This is a genomic window from Streptomyces sp. NPDC059477 (assembly GCF_042749375.1).
In the GTDB taxonomy this organism is placed as follows: domain Bacteria; phylum Actinomycetota; class Actinomycetes; order Streptomycetales; family Streptomycetaceae; genus Streptomyces.
On record NZ_JBHYUG010000052.1, the window covers coordinates 38,666 to 57,174 of the forward strand.

General features: G+C 72.6%; 17 protein-coding genes. 8 read left to right on the forward strand and 9 right to left on the reverse strand.

Translation table 11 applies throughout. From position 1 onward, the window contains the following. Positions 1-151: 151 nt before the first annotated feature. On the reverse strand, positions 152-1,513 hold the full coding sequence (lysA, locus tag ACFXAZ_RS24565) for a diaminopimelate decarboxylase (protein ID WP_384595141.1): 1,362 nt from the start codon (positions 1,511-1,513) through the stop codon (positions 152-154). Positions 1,514-1,612: 99 nt separating this feature from the next. Next, complete coding sequence (locus ACFXAZ_RS24570) at positions 1,613-2,011, reverse strand: SAV_915 family protein (RefSeq protein ID WP_384595144.1); 399 nt, start codon at positions 2,009-2,011, stop codon at positions 1,613-1,615. Between the two features lie 294 nt (positions 2,012-2,305). Here ACFXAZ_RS24570 and ACFXAZ_RS24575 point away from each other — a divergent pair, with 294 nt between their 5' ends. Together ACFXAZ_RS24575 and ACFXAZ_RS24580 are read left to right on the forward strand one after the other, a co-directional pair. Continuing rightward, positions 2,306-3,034, forward strand: a complete 729-nt coding sequence (locus ACFXAZ_RS24575; protein ID WP_384595189.1) for a polysaccharide deacetylase family protein — start codon at positions 2,306-2,308, stop codon at positions 3,032-3,034. Positions 3,035-3,075: 41 nt separating this feature from the next. Continuing rightward, positions 3,076-3,516, forward strand: coding sequence for an SRPBCC family protein (locus ACFXAZ_RS24580; RefSeq protein WP_384595147.1), 441 nt, complete (start codon positions 3,076-3,078; stop codon positions 3,514-3,516). Positions 3,517-3,546: 30 nt separating this feature from the next. Here ACFXAZ_RS24580 and ACFXAZ_RS24585 read toward each other — a convergent pair whose 3' ends face one another. Both ACFXAZ_RS24585 and ACFXAZ_RS24590 read right to left on the reverse strand, forming a co-directional pair. After that, positions 3,547-4,104 carry a GNAT family N-acetyltransferase gene (locus tag ACFXAZ_RS24585; protein WP_384595150.1) on the reverse strand — a complete coding sequence of 186 codons (558 nt, stop codon included), beginning with the start codon at positions 4,102-4,104 and terminating at the stop codon, positions 3,547-3,549. An 8-nt stretch (positions 4,105-4,112) separates the two neighbouring features. Further along, entirely contained in the window at positions 4,113-5,381 is a 1,269-nt protein-coding gene (locus ACFXAZ_RS24590) for a multiprotein-bridging factor 1 family protein (RefSeq protein WP_384595191.1), read from the reverse strand. A 463-nt stretch (positions 5,382-5,844) separates the two neighbouring features. Here ACFXAZ_RS24590 and ACFXAZ_RS24595 point away from each other — a divergent pair, with 463 nt between their 5' ends. Then, a complete protein-coding gene (locus ACFXAZ_RS24595; protein ID WP_384595153.1) occupies positions 5,845-6,249 on the forward strand; it encodes a hypothetical protein in 405 nt (134 codons plus the stop codon). Then, positions 6,246-6,455 (forward strand): hypothetical protein, encoded by a 210-nt coding sequence (locus ACFXAZ_RS24600; protein WP_382690582.1) that lies wholly within the window; start codon positions 6,246-6,248, stop codon positions 6,453-6,455. Before ACFXAZ_RS24595 ends, ACFXAZ_RS24600 begins: the two co-directional genes overlap by 4 nt. A gap of 53 nt (positions 6,456-6,508) precedes the next feature. Here the strand turns inward: ACFXAZ_RS24600 and ACFXAZ_RS24605 are convergent, their stop codons facing one another. The 4 genes from ACFXAZ_RS24605 to ACFXAZ_RS24620 all read right to left on the reverse strand — a co-directional run bounded on the left by ACFXAZ_RS24605 (position 6,509) and on the right by ACFXAZ_RS24620 (position 11,645). After that, positions 6,509-7,663 (reverse strand): XdhC family protein, encoded by a 1,155-nt coding sequence (locus ACFXAZ_RS24605; RefSeq protein WP_384595156.1) that lies wholly within the window; start codon positions 7,661-7,663, stop codon positions 6,509-6,511. Between the two features lie 42 nt (positions 7,664-7,705). Further along, positions 7,706-10,129 carry a xanthine dehydrogenase subunit D gene (pucD, locus tag ACFXAZ_RS24610; protein WP_384595159.1) on the reverse strand — a complete coding sequence of 808 codons (2,424 nt, stop codon included), beginning with the start codon at positions 10,127-10,129 and terminating at the stop codon, positions 7,706-7,708. 70 nt (positions 10,130-10,199) lie between these two features. Next, positions 10,200-10,754: a (2Fe-2S)-binding protein gene (locus ACFXAZ_RS24615; protein WP_384595162.1), complete on the reverse strand. Its 555-nt coding sequence runs from the start codon at positions 10,752-10,754 to the stop codon at positions 10,200-10,202. Then, positions 10,755-11,645, reverse strand: coding sequence for an FAD binding domain-containing protein (locus tag ACFXAZ_RS24620; RefSeq protein ID WP_384595165.1), 891 nt, complete (start codon positions 11,643-11,645; stop codon positions 10,755-10,757). It lies immediately after the preceding gene. A 342-nt stretch (positions 11,646-11,987) separates the two neighbouring features. Here ACFXAZ_RS24620 and ACFXAZ_RS24625 point away from each other — a divergent pair, with 342 nt between their 5' ends. Both ACFXAZ_RS24625 and ACFXAZ_RS24630 read left to right on the forward strand, forming a co-directional pair. Further along, positions 11,988-13,778 carry a PucR family transcriptional regulator gene (locus ACFXAZ_RS24625; protein WP_384595168.1) on the forward strand — a complete coding sequence of 597 codons (1,791 nt, stop codon included), beginning with the start codon at positions 11,988-11,990 and terminating at the stop codon, positions 13,776-13,778. A 174-nt stretch (positions 13,779-13,952) separates the two neighbouring features. Beyond that, a complete protein-coding gene (locus ACFXAZ_RS24630; RefSeq protein ID WP_384595171.1) occupies positions 13,953-14,723 on the forward strand; it encodes a hypothetical protein in 771 nt (256 codons plus the stop codon). Between the two features lie 583 nt (positions 14,724-15,306). Here ACFXAZ_RS24630 and ACFXAZ_RS24635 read toward each other — a convergent pair. Continuing rightward, positions 15,307-16,116 (reverse strand): GntR family transcriptional regulator, encoded by an 810-nt coding sequence (locus ACFXAZ_RS24635; protein WP_384595174.1) that lies wholly within the window; start codon positions 16,114-16,116, stop codon positions 15,307-15,309. Positions 16,117-16,271: 155 nt separating this feature from the next. Here ACFXAZ_RS24635 and ACFXAZ_RS24640 point away from each other — a divergent pair, with 155 nt between their 5' ends. Further along, positions 16,272-17,105, forward strand: coding sequence for a (2Fe-2S)-binding protein (locus ACFXAZ_RS24640; RefSeq protein ID WP_384595177.1), 834 nt, complete (start codon positions 16,272-16,274; stop codon positions 17,103-17,105). Between the two features lie 306 nt (positions 17,106-17,411). Next, positions 17,412-18,455 (forward strand): DUF2637 domain-containing protein, encoded by a 1,044-nt coding sequence (locus tag ACFXAZ_RS24645; protein ID WP_384595180.1) that lies wholly within the window; start codon positions 17,412-17,414, stop codon positions 18,453-18,455. Positions 18,456-18,509 lie beyond the last annotated feature (54 nt).

Below are 18,509 nucleotides of genomic sequence, written 5' to 3' on the forward strand. Positions count from 1 at the left end.
GGGGGGGGGGGGGGGCCGGGGGGGGGGGGGGGGGGGGGGGGGGGGGGGGGGGGGGGGGGGGGGGGGGGGGGGGCGGGCCCCGCGCCCCCCCCCCCCCGCGCCCGGGCCCGTCACAGCCCCCGCCCCTTGCTCCGCCTCCTCCCCTGGTCGGTCACAGCCCCACATCCCGGGCTCGGATGTCGTCCAGGGACTCGCGGCGGACCAGCAGCCGGGCGTGGCCGTCCGTGACGGCGGCGACGGGCGGGCGGCCGACGAGGTTGTAGCCGGAGGCCATGGACAGGTGGTAGGCGCCGGCCACCGGGACGGCGAGGAGGTCGCCGGGGCGGATGTCCTCGGGGAGTTCGACGTCGGCGGCGAGGATGTCGCCCGCCTCGCAGTGCCGGCCGACGACGGTGACCGGGGCCGGGGCGCCGCCCGCCCGGCCGATCAGCCGGGGCGCGTACCGGACGCCGTACAGGGCGGGGCGCGGGTTGTCGCTCATGCCGCCGTCGACGGCGACGTAGGTGTGCGAGCCGGTGTGCTTGACGGAGAGCACGTGGTAGAGCGCGATGCCGGCGGGGCCCGCGATGGCCCGGCCGGGTTCGATGATCAGGCGGGGGACGGGCAGGCCGGCGGCCGTGCACGCCTCGGTGAGTTCGGTGCGGACCTTGCGGGCGAGGGAGGTGAGGTCGAGGGCGGGTTCGCCGGGGCGGTAGGCGATGCCGTGGCCGCCGCCGAGGTCAAGTTCGGGCAGGGTGATGCCGTGCTGGCGGTGCAGGCAGGCCATCAGGCCGACGAGGCGGCGGACGGCGGCGAGATAGGGCTTGACGCTGGTGATCTGGGAGCCCAGGTGGCAGTGCAGGCCGGTGAGTTCGAGCTGGGGCTGGTCGAGGATGCGGGCGATGGCGTGCTGGGCGTAGCCGTCGGAGATGGACAGCCCGAACTTCTGGTCCTCGGTGCCGGTACGGATCTTCTCGTGGCCGCCCGCCGAGATGCCGGGGACGACCCGGACCATGACCTTCTGGTGGCCGTCGGGTCCGACGGCGGCGGCGATCCGGGCGATCTCGGAGGGGCTGTCGATGACGACCCGGCCGACGCCGAGCCGTAGCGCGCTCTCCAGGTCGCGGGGTGACTTGGCGTTGCCGTGCAGCACGATCCGGTCGGCCGGGAAGCCGGTGGTGACGGCGAGTTCCAGCTCTCCGGCGGAGCAGACGTCGAGGCCCAGCCCTTCTTCTTCCGCCCAGTGGGCCATGGCCCGGCACAGGAACGCCTTGGCCGCGTAGAGGATCTCGGCGTCCGGGAAGGCGTGCCGGTAGGTGCGGCAGCGGTCGCGCACCTCGGCCTCGTCCAGTACGTAGACGGGTGTGCCGAAACGGTCGGCGACCTCGGTGAGCGCCACCCCGCCGACGGCGACCTCGCCGGGCCGGGTCTCGGTGGTGGAGCCGGGCCATACGGACAGGGCGCCGGGCGTGGGGGTAGGGGTGGGGGTGGGGGTGGAGGCCGGGGCGGCGACGGTGTCGTGGACGGTGGTCATGGATGCTTCCCCCTCGGTCGATCTCAATCGATCTCAATCGGTCTCGGTCGGTCTCAGCCGATCTCAGTCGCTCTCGGTCTCAGGCGCTCTCGGTCGGTCTCAGTCGATCCAGAACGCGAGCGCGGACACGAGCGCGGCGGCGCCGGTGAGCCTCAGGACGGCGGGCGGGCCGGAGGCGCGCCCGGCCCTGGACGGCCGGGGCGTGGTGGCCGGGGCGGGGGCCGAGAGCTGGGGGTCGACGGTGAGGGCCGTGACCCCCAGCGGTTCGGTGAGCGCGCGCAGCGCGGGTTCGGCGAGCCGGATCCACGGCTGTCCGGCGCCGAGGGTGGCCGTCAGCCGCCGCTCGGAGGTGAAGGCGACGGCCGTGCGGTCGCCCAGCGGGGTGCGGAAGAACCGGGCCGCGCACCCGGAAGGTCCCGGACGGACCGGAACGTACAGCGGTCCGGCCGGGAACCGATCGGAGGGCTCCGGGTCGTCGTCACACCGGGGGTCTGCCATGGCTGCCTCCTGGAGGCCGTGCTCGGGTCGGTCGAAGCGGTGAGCGCCCCGGAACGCGGGGAGGCGGCCGGGGCTCATCGCTGACGCTATGCCCGGGGAACGGGGGGTGAGGACGGCTCCTGACGCGATGCTGACGGGGAGGGGCGGGACGTATACGGATTGCTGACGGCGGGCGCCGTGAGGGACGGCGACACCCCACTATGAACTCCGTCTATACCCTCAACGTACAGTTCGCACATGCGTTCTCTGAGCATGAAGATGGCAAGACCGGGAAAAAGGTTCCGAGCTGCGGTGATGTGGTCCACGGCGGTGGTCGTGGCGCTCGCGGCGGCGGGCTGTGCGAAGCATGACACCACCGCGCCCAGCGGGGTCCGGGTCGACGCGGCGGCCGACGGCACGGACCGCTTCGGGACGGTCGACTGCCGGCAGGCCAAGTGCGTCGCACTCACTTTCGACGCCGGTCCGAGCGAACACTCCGCGCGGCTGCTCGACATCCTGCGGGACAAGCACGTCCCGGCGACCTTCTTCCTGCTCGGCAAGCGGCACATCGACACCTATCCCGAGCTGGTCCGGCGGATGGCCGACGAGGGCCATGAGGTCGCGAGCCACACCTGGACCCACCGCATCCTGACCGGCCTCGAACCGGACGAGATACGCGAGGAACTGACCCGCACCAACGACGCGATCGAGCGCCTCACCGGCCGCGCCCCCACCCTGATGCGCCCGCCGCAGGGCCGTACCGACGACACCGTGCACCGGATCTGCGCGGAGCTGGGCCTGTCCGAGGTGCTGTGGTCGGTGACCGCGAAGGATTACCGGACCACCGACCCGGACGTCATCCGCCAGCGGGTGCTCGCCCAGACCGAACGCGACGGGATCATCCTTTTGCACGACATCTACGACGGGACAGTACCGGCCGTACCGGGGATCATCGACGCCCTCAAGGAACGCGGGTACGTCTTCGTGACCGTGCCTCAGCTGCTCGCGCCGGGCGAGGCCGTGCCGGGCAAGGTGTACCGGTAGGACGCGGCGGCCCCGCCTCTCGGCTGCCTAGGATGCGGTGCGTGATCACGTTCCAGCTCGAACGCACGGCACCGCTCCCGATGGACGAGGCCTGGCGCCGGCTCACCGACTGGCCCCGGCACGGGGCGGCCGTCCCGCTCACCCGGGTCTCGGTGCTCACCGCGCCGCCGACCCGCGAGGGCACGGTCCTCGTGGCCCGCTCGGGCCTCGGGCCGCTCCGCTTCGACGACCGCATGGAGATCACACGCTGGCAGCCGCCCGACGCGGACACACCGGGCCGCTGCCGCCTCGACAAACGCGGCCGGGTGGTACGCGGCTGGGCGGAGATCGAGGTCCACCCCGGCCCGGGAGGCCGCACCCGCGTCCTGTGGCGCGAACAACTCGGCGTCCGCTTCCTGCCGGACCTCTTCGACCCGCTGCTGGAGCGGACGGCTCGGACGGTGTTCGGGCGGGCGGTGAACCGACTGCTCAGGATGGGCTGACACCACGTCTGACGCACGCGCGAGGCCCGCTCACCGCAGATCGAGCAGCATCACGTCATGAAGTTCCGCGCCCGACCACGGGCACGCCTCACCGACCTTCCGATATCCCCAGGCCCGATAGACGGCCGACGCCGCCGCGCTGTCCGGGTGGACGTTGAGCAACACCCGCCCGGCCTCGACGCCGTCGAGCAGTGTCTCGTGCAGGCACCGCGCGACGCCCTGCCCACGCCACGCCGGGCACACGGCGAGTTCCATGAGCCCGAAGGTACGACGCCCGTCCTCACGCCGCTGCTCTTCGGGCACGGGCTCGGTCAGTTGGTCCCACCACTTCGTGTCGGGGCCCAGCGGAAAGCCGTACGCCATGCCGACCGGCTCACCGTCCTCGACACGGACGGCCAGGGCGGCGCGGAAGGTGCCTTTGCGCGTCTGGGAGCGAAACCGGCGGAAGGCCGCCGCGACATCGTCCGGACCCTCGTGATACGGCGCCTCCGCGAACGCCTCCGCGTAGACCCGCCGAAACGCGTCCTCGGCGTGCGCGGCGGCCGGGCCGTCCATGGGTTCCACCCGGACAGCCCCTTGTTGTGTCATGTGGTGCGTCATGTGACGGCCCCTCCGACGGCCTCACGGATGCGCTCGCCGCATTCGCGGGCAGCAGCGCTGTCGGCCTTGGCCGCGGCCCCCTCGAACTCCCGGATCCTGCCCATCAGCCGCGGTGAGGAGATCCCGCCGCACACATCGAGAACGGCGCTCATCTCCGCGCACGCTTCTTCGAACTCCCCTGCGTCGAGGAGTACCTTCGCAAGTTTCACACGGTACGAAGCACTGTTGCGGGCGAGGTCGCCGCCGATGCCGCGCACCGCGGCGCGTAGGAACGGCACGGCGCGTTTGGGCTGCTCGGCCCGCACATACATATCCGCCGTGGCGTAGTCGACCTCGAACGGGCCCACGAATCGAGCCCAGTTGGGCACTTCGGCATCCTTGTCCACGCGTCCCTGGTGACTGACGGCCCGGCTCAGGGCACGGCGAGCCCCGGACAAGTCTCCCGTGTGGGTGGCCACGTTGGCATCGCGGAGTGCAATCACCAGGTGCACCGTGTGTCCGGCGCTCGCGCGCGTGGCGAGTCGGCAGGCGTTCTCGACCGCGCTCGCGGCCTCCCACGCCCGGTCTGCCTTGATCGCGAGGAGCACAAGTGTCTCCAGCACGGAGACCTGCAACAGCGGGTTGTCCACGAGTTGCGCCGCCACGAGAGCTTCCATGCAGGCGGCGCGCCCCTGATCGATACGTCCGCCGTCGTAGCCGTACCACGCCCGGTGACCGTGCAGTTCGGCGAGCATCGTCTGTAGCTCACGGCCGATGCGGCTGGTGTAAGAAGCGGCCCCGAGGGCACCCGTGATCTGGCTCTCGATACGGCTCGCCTGCGTCATGGCAGGAACGCTGCCCGCTGTGTGGTCCGTCTGGTACAGGCCGTCGAGCCTCGCACGCAGCCGGTCGATGTCTGCGGAGCCGATCCTCGGGCCCGGTCGGGCAGGAACAAGGGCGGCCACGGCGAGCGCACCGGCGTCGGCGACGAACGTCCTCCGCTTCACCTCTTCAGGGTCGCTGATCGGCGCCGAGACCGTCACACGATGTGCGGGGACATCGAACCCCATCTCGGCGAGCGGTACGCCGAACATCGCCTCCAGCACGATCTGCTGACTCGGGTGAGGGAGCGGTGGGGGCATCTCGCGCTCCCAACGGCGGAGCTGCCGCACGCTTACCGACGCGTCGACACCGAGGCGCGCGGCTTCCCGCGCGAACGCTGTCACGAAGGACGCCTGTGTGTATCCGGCGGCCTGACGTAACCGCGCCAGTCCGCTCACGCCCATGCCCGCCACGCGCTCTCCCCTCACGACCGCAGCCTTCCTCTCACGGTAGCGACTTGGCCTCCGCGCCAAACGTGAAAACGTCCGCCAAAACGTCCGGTCGTCCGTTGCCCGCTCTTCCGCCCGAGCCGATGAACTGGTCCTACGCCACTTCAGCACCCGTTGCGAGCTGCGGAGAGGACGACCCTATGCCGCCCCCGACGACTCCTTCCCCGCCGTCAGCCCTTGAGGAGAGAGCAAAAACGATGCAGGACAACCCCGCTTGGACCCGCAACCTCAACGAGCCGAAGCTGTTGAAGGGAACGCGGGCGCTCGGCTCGGGCTCCTGGGTCATCCCCGCCCCACCTAGGCGGGAGAGCCTGTTCGGACACCCGCCGCAGGCGACGCCGGGGGGTGCGGAGTGATCTGGCCGATCACACCGCCCCGTCCCCTTCTCCGTCCCCGGGTGTGTGGTGCCACCGCGCTGGTGCCCGCCGATCTCATCGCGGCCATGTTCGCGTCGATCTCCGACTCCAGTGCCCCCGGCGACGTGCGGCCGGTGCTGCGCTGTCTGCTTCAGGAGCACTCCGCGAGGCGTCACCATGACCTGGTGTGGGAGCTGGAGGATGCGATCGAGGGTGAGGTGTGGGCCCAGTGGGCTGACGGGCGGCGTCCCGATGCCTTTTTGGTCGTGCCCGACTGCAACACCCTGTCAGGCCCGACCCCGAAGGACGAGGCGTGCATCCTGTACGCCGGTCATCCGGGGTGCCACACCTGGCAGTACACCGACCCCGAACACGAAGCCATCGAGCACAGCCCGGAGTTCCAGCGGGCACTCTCCGACGTCCTCAAGGCCGTAGTCCAGCACACCCCTGAGGAGGGCACGCGGTGAACGCCGGTACCCCACCCGCCCCGGGCACCTCCCACTTGACCATCGAGACCTACCGCATCCGCCCCGACGGCCAACGCGTCGACCACACCCAGCGACGGACCTACCACCCCGGACCCGGCCCGCTCACCCTCGCCGACACCCTCCGCTGGCCCCCCTGCCGCTGCCCCCGCTGCCGCACCGGCGAGGGACCACCCGGCATTCGGTAGCTGCCCTCCTCAGGGGTGTGGATGCGACGAGGCGAAGCAGGGCCTGCGCGGGCTCACGCCACCGACCCGATCCGTCTCGCTCGTGCCGTCCCCGGCAGGTCGTGGTGGATCGGGGTGTGGGCGCCGGTCAGGGGTAGGCCCGTGCCGCCGTGGCGGGTCGCGATGATCTCTGCCGCGATGGACAGGGCCGTCTCCTCGGGGGTGCGGGCGCCCAGGTCCAGGCCGATCGGGGAGTGCAGGCGGGTCAGTTCCAGGTCGGTCACGCCGGTCGCGCGCAGGCGCTCGTTTCGGGCCAGGTGGGTGTGGCGTGAGCCCATCGCGCCGATGTAGGCGACCGGCAGCCGCAGCGCGAGCCGGAGCAGGGGTACGTCGAACTTGGCGTCGTGGGTCAGGACGCACAGCACCGTCCGGGCGTCCACCGGCGTGGACTCCAGGTAGCGGTGCGGCCAGTCGACCACGATCTCGTGGGCCTCCGGGAAGCGGGCCCGGGTGGCGAACACCGGGCGGGCGTCGCACACCGTGACCCGGTAGCCGAGGAAGACGCCGACGCGTACGAGCGCCGACGCGAAGTCGATCGCGCCGAACACGATCATCCGGGGCGGCGGCACCGACGACTCGATCAGCACGGTCAGCGGGGCGCCGCAGCGCGAGCCCAGGGCGCCGATCTCCAGGGTGCCGGTGCGGCCGGCGTCCAGGAAGGCGCGGGCCTCGGCCGCGATCGTGCGGTCCAGCTCGGGATGGGCGCCGAAGCCGCCCTCGTACCTCCCCCCGTCGCGGACCAGCAGGGCGCCGTTCATCAGTTCACGCGGGCCCGAGACGATCCGGGCCAGCGCCGCCGCCTCTCCCCGGGCGGCCGACGTGAGCGCGGTGAGCAGCACCCGCCGGGCGGGGTCCGCCGCCCGTACCGGCACGACGAGGATGTCGATGACGCCGCCGCAGGTCAGGCCGACCGCGAAGGCGTCGTCGTCGCTGTAGCCGAAGCGCTCCAGGACCGCCTCCCCGTCCTTCAGCGCCTGCCCGCACAGTTCGTAGACCGCGCCCTCCACACAGCCCCCGGAGACCGAGCCGATCGCCGTGCCGTCGGTGTCCACCGCGAGGGCGGCGCCGGGTACGCGCGGGGCGCTGCCGTCGACGGCCACCACCGTGGCGACGGCGAAGTCACGGCCCTGCTCGGCCCAGCGGCTGAGTTCTTCGGCGATGTCCAGCATGTGTCGGTCTCCTTTCACCACCGGGGATCGCGGTGAGCGTCGCTACGCCGTGCCCGTCAGATGCTCCGGGCGTACCGGGGTCCGGTTCAGCTCCAGGCCCGTCGCGGCGCGGATGGCGGCGAGGACGGCCGGGGTGGAGGACAGGGTGGGGGCCTCGCCGACGCCGCGCAGGCCGTACGGCGCGTGGTCGTCGGCGAGTTCGAGGACGTCGACCGGGATGGTCGGGGTGTCGAGGATGGTCGGGATGAGGTAGTCCGTGAAGGACGGGTTGCGGACCTTCGCGGTCGTGGGGTCGACGATGATCTCCTCCATGACCGCCACGCCCAGGCCCTGCGTGGTGCCGCCCTGGATCTGGCCGATGACGGAGAGCGGGTTGAGGGCCTTGCCGACGTCCTGGGCGCAGGCCAGTTCGACGACCTTGACCAGGCCGAGTTCGGTGTCGACCTCCACGACCGCGCGGTGGGCGGCGAAGGAGTACTGGACATGGCCGTTGCCCTGCCCGGTGTGCGGGTCGAGGGCTTCGGTGGGGCGGTGCCGCCACTCCTCCTCGACCTCCACGGCGTCGTCCGCGAGGACGTCCACCAGGTCGGCCAGGACCTCGCCGCCGTCGGTGACGACCTTGCCGCCCTCCAGGAGCAGTTCGGCGGTGGCCCAGGCGGGGTGGTAGCTGCCGAACCTGCGGCGGCCGAGGTCGAGGACCCGTTCGCGGACCAGCTCGCAGGCGTTCTTGACGGCGCCTCCGGTGACGTACGTCTGGCGGGAGGCGGAGGTCGAACCGGCGCTGCCGACCTGGGTGTCGGCGGGCTGGATGGTGACCTGGGCGACGCCGAGTTCGGTGCGGGCGATCTGGGCGTGGACGGTGATGCCGCCCTGGCCGACCTCCGCCATCGCGGTGTGCACGGTGGCGACCGGCTCACCGGCGACGACCTCCATGCGGACCCGGGCCGTGGAGTAGTCGTCGAAGCCTTCCGAGAAGCCGACGTTCTTGATGCCGACGGCGTAGCCGACGCCCCGGACGACGCCTTCGCCGTGGGTCGTGTTGGACAGGCCGCCGGGCAGCTGCCGTACGTCGGGGCCCTCGCTGGACTCCCACTGGCGCTCGGGCGGCAGCGGCATCGCCTTGACCCGGCGCAGCAGTTCGGCGACCGGCGCCGGGGAGTCGACGCGCTGGCCGGTCGGCAGGAGGGAGCCCTGTTCCATGGCGTTGCGCTGCCGCAGTTCCACCGGGTCCATGCCGAGCGCGGCGGCGAGCTTGTCCATCTGGGCCTCGTAGGCGAAGCACGCCTGGACCGCGCCGAAGCCGCGCATGGCGCCGCAGGGCGGGTTGTTGGTGTAGAGGGCGATGGCCTCGATGTCGACGTCGTCCACGACGTAGGGGCCGATGCCCAGGGAGGACGCGTTGCCGACGACGGCCGGGGAGGCGGAGGCGTACGCGCCGCCGTCCAGGACGATCCGGCACTTCACGTGGGTGAGCTTGCCGTCGTGCGTGGCGCCGTGCTCGTAGTACAGCCGGGCGGGATGGCGGTGGACATGGCCGAAGAACGACTCGAAGCGGTTGTAGACGATCTTCACGGGTTTGCCGGTGCGCAGGGCGAGGAGACAGGCGTGGATCTGCATGGACAGGTCCTCGCGTCCGCCGAAGGCGCCGCCGACCCCGGCCAGGGTCATCCGGACCTTGTCCTCGGGCAGGCCGAGGACGGGGGCGATCTGGCGCAGGTCGGAGTGGAGCCACTGGGTGGCCACGTAGAGGTCGACACCGCCGTCCTCGGCGGGCACCGCGAGCCCGGACTCGGGGCCGAGGAACGCCTGGTCCTGCATGCCGAAGGTGTACTCGCCGCGTACGACGACATCGGCCCGCGCGGCGGCCTTGGCGGCGTCGCCCCGGACGATCGGCTGGCGGTGGAGGATGTTGGGGTGCGGGACGTGGCCGAAGTGGTGGTCGGCGCGGTTCTCGTGGATGAGGATCGCGCCGGGGGCGGTGGCCGACGCCTCGTCGGTGATGACGGGGAGTTCCCGGTAGTCGACCTTGATCTTCGCGGCGGCGCGGCGGGCGGTCTCCGGGTGGTCGGCGGCGACGACGGCGACGGGTTCGCCGTGGTGGCGGACCTTGCCGTGGGCGAGGACGGGGGTGTCCTGGATCTCCAGGCCGTAGTTCTTCACATCGGTGGGCAGGTCGTCGTACGTCAGTACGGCGTACACGCCCGGGGTGGCGAGGGCCTCGGCGGTGTCGATGGAGAGGATCTCGGCGTGGGCGACGGTGGAGCGCAGGATCTGGCCCCAGAGCATGTCCTCGTGCCACATGTCGGAGGAGTAGGCGAACTCTCCGGTGACCTTGAGGGTGCCGTCCGGGCGGAGGGTGGACTCGCCGATGCCGCCCCGGGTGCGGGAGCCCTGGGTGACCTGGGTGGGGGTGCCGCTGGGGGTGGCGCCGGGGGTGCCGTTCACGGGTGTTTCGGCGGACGTCATCGCGGGCGTCATCGCAGACGTCCCCTCAGACGTCATCCCGGCCGTCGTCGCAGGCGTCGTCTCCGGCATCTCAGACCCCCTCCCGCTGCCGGGCCGCCGCCAGCCGGACGGCGTCCATGATCTTCTCGTAGCCCGTGCAGCGGCACAGGTTGCCCGAGAGTGCCTCGCGGATGTCGGCGTCGCTCGGGTCGGGGTTGCGCTCCAGCATCTCGTCGGCGGCGACCAGCAGACCGGGCGTGCAGAAACCGCACTGCACGGCGCCCGCGTCGATGAACGCCTGCTGGATCGGCGCGAGCCCCTCGCCCTCGCCGGTCTGCGAGTCGGTGCCCCTGGCCGACCACCGGCGGGCCTCGTCGAGCGAGGTGCCGGCGCGGTGGCGGGCGTGGTCGGCGAGGCCCTCGACGGTGACGATCTCGCGGCCCTGGGCCTGACCGGCGGCGACCAGACAGGAGCAGACCGGCACGCCGTCCAGACGGACCGTGCAGGAACCGCACTCGCCCTGTTCGCAGGCGTTCTTGGAGCCGGGCAGGCCGAGCCGCTCGCGCAGCACGTACAGCAGGGACTCGCCCTCCCAGACGTCGTCGGCTTCCTGGGGGCGTCCGTTGACGGTGAAGTTGACGCGCATCTACGCGGCTCCCTTCGTGGTGCGGCGGCTGCCGCGGTACGACTCCCAGGTCCAGGTCAGGGTCCGGCGGGCCATCACACCGACGGCGTGGCGGCGGTAGCTCGCGGTGCCGCGGACGTCGTCGATCGGGTTGCAGGCGGCGGCGCACAGGGTGGCGAACTGCCTGGCGACCGACGGGGGGACGATCTTCCCGTTGTCCCAGAAGCCGCCCTCCTCCAGCGCGGCGTTCAGGAACTCCTCGGCGACCTCGGCCCGGACGGGGGTGGGCGCGGCGGAGCCGATGCCGGTGCGCACGGTCCGGGTGGCGGGGTGCAGGGCGAGACCGAAGGCGCAGACGGCGATCACCATGGCGTTGCGGGTGCCGACCTTGGAGTACTGCTGCGGTCCGTCGGCCTGCTTGACGTGGACCGCGCGGATCAGTTCGTCGGGGGCGAGCGCGTTGCGCTTGACGCCGGTGTAGAAGTCGTCGATGGGGATGCGGCGGGTGCCGCGCACCGAGGCGGCCTCGACCTCGGCACCGGCGGCGAGCAGCGCCGGGTGGGCGTCACCGGCCGGGGAGGCGGTGCCGAGGTTGCCGCCGACGCCGCCGCGGTTGCGGATCTGCGGGGAGGCGACGGTGTGGGAGGCGAGCGCGAGTCCGGGCAACTCGCTCCGCAGCTCCTCCATGATCCGGGTGTACGGCACGGAGGCGCCGAGCCGCACACTGTCCTGCCCCCGCTCCCACTCGTAGAGATCGCCGATACGGGTGAGGTCCATCAGATACTCGGGCCGGCGGTGGTCGAAGTTGATCTCGACCATCACGTCGGTGCCGCCCGCGATCGGCACAGCGGTGGGGTGCTCGGCCTTCGCGGCGAGCGCCTCCTCCCAGCTGGCGGGGCGAAGGAAGTCCATGACCGGCTCTCCTCTTCGTCTGGTGGGGCATGTCGCGGACCGTACGAATTGAGCCAGATCGGGTGCGGGCGGCCCGGCTCGTCCAGGTGCGTCACGTGCTTCATCCGCTGTTCACGTGGAGTGCGGCCAGTACACAGCGTCGCGCGCCGCCGGGGTCAGTCACCGAAACCATGAAGGAGTTGGCTGGCCAGCACGGTCATCTTGTAGATTCGTATGAATAAGAGGTCATCGTTAACACCTCCGTTTCACCGGGGAAACGTGAGCCACAGCGTGGGCGGCCACGATCCTGTGACCGATCGTACTTTTCAAGACATGAACGCAACATGAAACGGCGGCGACGAGATGCGGCTGAGCGCACTGCTGGACACCGACGCGCTGGGCCTCACGCTGCTCGGCGGCGAGGACGAGCTGGACCGGACCGTGCGGGGGGTGATGACCACGGATCTGCGCGACCCGAGCCGCTATCTGAGCGGCGGCGAACTGGTCCTCACCGGGCTGGCCTGGCGCCGCGACGCGACCGACGCCGAGCCGTTCGTACGGCTGCTGGTGCGGGCCGGGGTGGCCGCGCTCGCCGCCGGGGAGGCGGAGCTGGGTGAGGTGCCGGACGATCTGATCGCGGCGTGCGCCCGGCACCGGCTGCCGCTGTTCGCGGTGCACGAGTCGGTCGCGTTCGCGACGATCACCGAGCATGTGGTGCGGCAGGTCTCCGGCGAGCGGGCCGGGGATCTCGCGGCGGTCGTGGACCGGCACCGGCGGATGATGACGTCCGGCCCGACGGGCGGCGGCCCGGACGTGGTGCTGGATCTGCTGGGCTCCGACCTGGACCTGCGGGCCTGGGTGCTGTCACCGACGGGCCGGCTGATCGCCGGTCCCAAGGAGGCCGGTGCCGCGCTCCCGGCCGAGGTGTGCGCCCGGCTCGCCACCGAGGCGCTGGCCGCGGCCCGCACCGGCCGCCGCGGCCCGCACCGCGTGCGGATCGGTACGACCACGTACTCGCTGTTCCCGGTCCATGGCGGCGGGCGTTCCCCGCAGCCCCCGCAGCCCCCGCAGCCCCCGCAGCCCCCACGGCCCCCGCAGGCCACGCAGCCGCCGCAGTCCTCGCAGCCCAGGCACCCCGCGCATCCCGCACAGCCCCCGCATCCCGCACCGCCCTCGCGGGACGTGCGGGAGAGCGTGCTGTCGGACTGGCTGCTGGCGGTCGCGGCGGACGCCGGGGACTGGCCCGGGGAACGGCTGGATCTGGTCCATGGCGTGACCCAGCTGATCGCCGTCGAGCGTGACCGCCGGGACGCGGCCCGTACGGTACGGCGGCGGCTCGCGCAGGAGGTGCTGGAGCTGGTCCAGGCCGCCGCGGCCCCCGCCGAGATCGCCGCCCGGCTGCGGGTCGCCGCGCCGGTGCTGCTGCCGGGCCTGGGCGCCGCCCCGCACTGGCAGGTGGTGGTGGCCCGCGTCGAGTGGGCGGGCACCGCCGGGGAGACCGGCCCGGTCGCGCAGGCGCTGCTGGAGGAGATCCTCGTCGACCCGCACGCCACCGGCCCCGAGCCCGCCGACCGCATCGCCGTCGCGCACACCGGGGACGAGGCCGTGGCGCTCGTCCCGCTCCCGGCCGTCTCCGCCGAGCACGACGGCTCCGAGACCGGCATCCTCGCCGAGACCCTGCTGGCATCCGTACGGGATCCCCTCACGGCCGGTCTGGCGGAGGACGGCCGCGTCACCCTCGGCGTCAGCGCGGCCGTCCACTCGGCGGAGGGCCTGCGCGGCGCCCTGGAGGAGGCCCGGCACGCCCGCCGCGTGGCCGCCGCCCGCCCCGGGCGGGTGTGCGCCGCCGGTCACCAGGAACTCGCCTCGCACGTCCTGCTGCTGCCCTTCGTCCCGGACGATGTCCGCCGCGCCTTCACCGCCCGCCTCCTGGACCCGCTGCGCGAGTACGACCACCGCCACCGCGCCGAACTGATCCCCACCCTGGAGGCCTTCCTGGCCTGCGACGGCTCCTGGACCCGCTGCGCCACCCGCCTCCACCTGCATGTCAACACCCTCCGCTACCGCGTGGGCCGTATCGAACAACTGACGGGGCGGGACCTCTCCCGCCTGGAGGACAAGCTGGACTTCTTCCTGGCGCTGCGGATGAGCTGAGCACCCGGATCCGCCCCCTCTCCGCTGAACCCCGGGTCACGTGAGCCGAAACCCCAGGCGGCCGGAAGTCCCACTACTTTGTGAAATCCTTCACCCGCCCCCTTGGCCCGGTGGTGTCACAGGTGCTGGAATGCGACCACTCAACAGCTCGATGGCGTGCTCGGGGAGGGCAATGTGGCGCATACCGCCATGTCTGGTTCCGGAATGACCGCGGACGACCCGCTACAGACGGCGGTGTGGCGCTTGCGCTCACGGGCCTGCTGGACGGACGCCGCGGAACTGCTCCGGCCGGACACCCCGGCCGCCGCGTTGCAAAGGGCATCGCTGCTGGTGGAGCGGTGTCTGTACACCGAACAGGGCTGGCCGGACGCCGAGGACGCGCTCCGCACGGCGGAGGCGCTCGCGCACAGTGACGAGGAGCGCGGCGCCGCCGCTTGTGAACGCGGGTACTTGGCCTACGCAGCCACGGCGCTCGCGGTGCGCGACCGGGCCGACGAGGCGCGGGCCGCGCTCGGGCGGGCGGCGGCGCTGATTCCGCCCGGCGCGACCGGGCGGGCCCTGCTCGACTTCCGGCGCGGGCTGCTCGCCGAGAATCTCGCGCACTCCCCGCAGTCCGCGCGGGCGGCGTACCGCCGGGCCCACGCGGGCGCCTCCGCGCACCCCGATCCGCTGCTGCTGTCGTTCACCTGGCGGCATCTGGCCGGACTCGCCCTGCGGGACGGGGAGTTGGCGGAGGCGCGGCACGGGTTCACCGAGTCGCTGCGGATCCGGGAGGAACTGGGGTACCTGGTGGGCACCGCCCCGGCCCTCGCGTCCCTGGCCGACACCGCCCCCGAGCCGGAGGCCGCCCGGCTACGGGAGGAGGCCCGCCGGCTGTTCCGACTGCTCGGCGGCGTCCCCACCTGGCTGGCGGAACGACTGGACCCACCGGCGGCCACCGCGTGAGGTGACGGACGGACGGTGGCAGGAGGACGGAGGTCACGACCGCCCCCTCCTGCCGCCGGGCGGGCACCGGAGTACGACCGGCGACCCGTCCACCACGAAGGTGTGCCGTGCCGAGCGCGGGCGATCCGGTGGCCACCGCCTCCCCCGAACGCGCCCCACACACCCACGGGCGGCAGGAGCGGGAAGGTCACGTCCGCCCCCTGCCTCCAGCCCTGCGGGCACCGGAGCGCGCCCGGCGGCCCGGACCGGCCAGCGACCCGTCCGTCACGGCGGTGACCGCCGCCGAGCGCACGGACGATCCGGCGGCCAACGCCTCGGCCACGCGCGGGCGATGCGGTGGCCACCGCCTCCTACGAACGCGCCGTACAGACCCGCGGGCGGCGGGAGCGGGGGAGGGAACGTCCGTCCCCTCCTCCAGCCCGGCGGGCACCGGAGCGCGGCCGGCGGCCCGGACCGGCCGGCGACCCGTCCACCGCGACGGTCGTCGCCGCCGCGCGCGGGCGATCCGGCGGCCAACACCTCCTCCGAACGCGCCGCACACGCCCGCGGGCGGCAGGAGTGAGGGAAGTCGCGTCCGCCCGCGCTACCCGCCCGCCCGGAAATGCTCCGCGATGAGTAAATGGACCGAGTCCAGGTCGCCGGCGATCAGGGCGTCCAGGAGGGCGGCGTGGTGGGCCGCGTCGGCCATCAGGTCGGTGCGGGTGCGGGGGAACTGGCCGCCGGGGCGGGGGACCTGCGTACGGCGGTGGAGGTCCTCGGCGATCTTCACGAGCTGTTCATTGCCGGACAGGCCGAGCAGGGCGCCGTGGAAGGCGCGGTCGGCCTCGGCGTAGGAGGCGGCGCAGCCGGAGGCCGCCGCGCGGATGCTGGCCTCGGCGGCGGGGCGCAGGTCGGCCCAGGTGTCGGCGGGGACCGTGCGGGCCAGCCGCATCAGCACCGGCACCTCGATCAGGGCCCGCACCTCGGCCAGTTCACCCAGTTCGCGGGCGTCGCGCTGGACCACCCGGAAGCCGCGGTTGGGGATGACCTCGACGGCGCCTTCCTGGGCGAGCTGCTGCATGGCCTCGCGCACGGGCGTCGCGGAGACGCCGAACCGCTCACCGAGGGCGGGCGCCGAGTAGACCTCGCCGGGCCGCAGCTCACCGGCGAGCAGGGCGGTGCGCAGGGCGTCGAGGACCTGGCCGCGCACGGACGAGCGCTGGACGACCGGGCGGGGCGGCGGGATCGGCGTCTCGCTGTGCGTGTGCTCGCCGCGCGCGGCTGCGGAGCCGGGCCCGCCCTCGCCTACCCTGTGATCCTCGCCCCGTGCCTGCTGCGGCACCCGGACCCCCGGTGCGGCGGCGGCCCGCGGTGGTGTTCCGGCCCCGGCGGTGCCCTGCACACCCTGCTTCACGGGTCCTCCTCCGGGCTTGTCAGTGCTTGGGGTCATTACGGCGGGTTGTTACTCGTCCGTCAAGCACCATAGGCCCAGATCCGGGCAGTTCAAATTTCGAACAAGGAAGGTAAGGTAAGGCTTACCTGTAGTCGCTCGGGAATCGGTGGTCAGGCATGCCCCTCCCCTCGTCGCCCGTCGCGGAGTCCTTCGCCCGCCTCGCCGAGGTCTATCCATGGCTCACGATCAGCGAGCTGACCGGCGCCGACCCGACGCCCGAGGGCGAGGGCTGGGTCACCGCCGCCGCGCTCGCCGGGAACGGGGCCGCGCTGGACACCTTCCTGGCGTGGGACGACGCCCAGATCCGCCGCGACTACGGCGAACCGGGCCGTCCGGACGTCGTCGCCAGCTTCGGCCTGCACCGCTACGCGTGGACGGCCTGTCTGCTGATCACCGTCCCCTGGTTCCTGCACCGCCGGGTGCCGCGCTTTCCCGTGACCCACGTCTCGTACGACCGGGAGCGCGACCGGATGGCCGTCCGCCCCTCCGCTTTCGCCTGTCTGCCCGGTGATCCGGCCGCCGCGCTGCCCGGCGCCCGGGTGGTCGCGGACGAGGAGGCGCTGAGGGACGAGGTGCGCGAGGCGGTCGCCGAGCATCTGGGCCCGGTGTTCGCCGCGTTCGGGCCGCGCATGCGACGGCGCGGGCGGGCCCTGTGGGGCATGGCGACCGACGAGGTCGTCGAGGGCCTCTGGTACATCGCCGGGCTGCTGGAGGAGAAGGACCGGGCCACCCGCGAACTGGACCTGCTGCTGCCGGGGACCGTGAAGCCGTACGCCGGCTCCGCCGCCTTCCGTACGCTGACCGGTCCGGGCGGCGAGGAGCTGCCGACCCGGGACCGGGTGACCTGCTGCATGTACTACACGCTGCGCCCGGACGACGTCTGCGCCACCTGCCCGCGCGCCTGCGATGCCGAACGGGTCGTCAAACTGATGACGGAGGCCACCGGTTGAGGCACCCCGGGTGCGCGAGGGGCGCACGGGCCCGCTAGGATCCAGCGCGAACAGGACCCCCGTACGGTCTCGGGATTTTCACAGCTTCCTCACCCGCCGCAGGAAGTTCCCCTCGAACCACACGTACGGGTAGTCTTATTCGAACTCAACTCCCGCCCCTCAAGCGGCAGTTCGAGCAGAACGCCGCCCTGGGCAACCCTCTTTGCCTTCCTTGGCGGCCTCTTGCCCCGAAACCCTCTGAGGGCCGGTGGAATTGGGCCACTATGGCGGGCGTTACGCCCTATCCCAATGCGAGGGACCCCCAGAATGAGACTGACCGACATATCGCTGAACTGGCTCCTTCCGGGCGCCGTGCTGCTCCTGGGCATGCTGGCGGCGATTGCGGTGCTGGCGCGCGGGAAGCAGTCCGCGGGAAAGAGCGCCAAGGCGGACGACTCATGGGAGCGCGCTGAGGAACGCCGCAGGCGCAAGGAGGCCCTGTACGGCACCTTCTCCTATGTCCTGCTGTTCTGCTGCGCCGCGGTGGCCGCCGCGCTCTCCTTCCACGGCCTGGTCGGCTTCGGCGAGCAGAACCTCGGCCTGTCCAACGGCTGGCAGTACCTCGTGCCGTTCGGCCTGGACGGGGCGGCGATGTTCTGCTCCGTGCTCGCGGTGCGCGAGGCCAGCCACGGCGACGCCGCTCTCGGCTCCCGCATCCTCGTGTGGACGTTCGCGTTCGCCGCGGCCTGGTTCAACTGGGTGCACGCGCCCCGGGGCCTCGGTCACGCGGGTGCGCCGCACTTCTTCGCGGGCATGTCCCTCTCCGCCGCGGTGCTCTTCGACCGCGCGCTGAAGCAGACCCGCCGGGCCGCCCTGCGCGAGCAGGGTCTGGTGCCCAGGCCGCTGCCGCAGATCCGGATCGTCCGCTGGCTGCGCGCCCCCCGCGAGACCTACGGCGCCTGGTCGCTGATGCTCCTGGAGAACGTGCGCAGTCTGGACGAGGCGGTCGAGGAGGTCCGCGAGGACAAGAAGGCCAAGGAGCAGGAGCGGATGCGCCGCCGGGACGCCGAGCGCCGCGAGCGCGCTCAGCTGAAGGCGATCAGCCGCGGACACGGGGGAAACGGCGGCCGACGCGCACGCCAGGCCGAGCTGTCGCCCGGCGAGCAGGGCGCCGACCGAGTCACCGCGGAGCCTGCCATATCGACCCCGGAGCAGCTGCCCCCCGTACCCCAGCGTCCCTCCCTCCAGCCCGTCCGTACCGGGTCTGATCCGATCAAAGTAGATCTGACGGCGGAGGACGACACCATGGCGCTGCCGCGTCTGGACTCCCTGGAGCGCAAGCTCAAGGATCTGGAGCAGCAGTTCGGCTAGCAGCCGCACAGGTACACGCGGCAACGACGGGGCGGGGCGCGACCGGAGACGGTT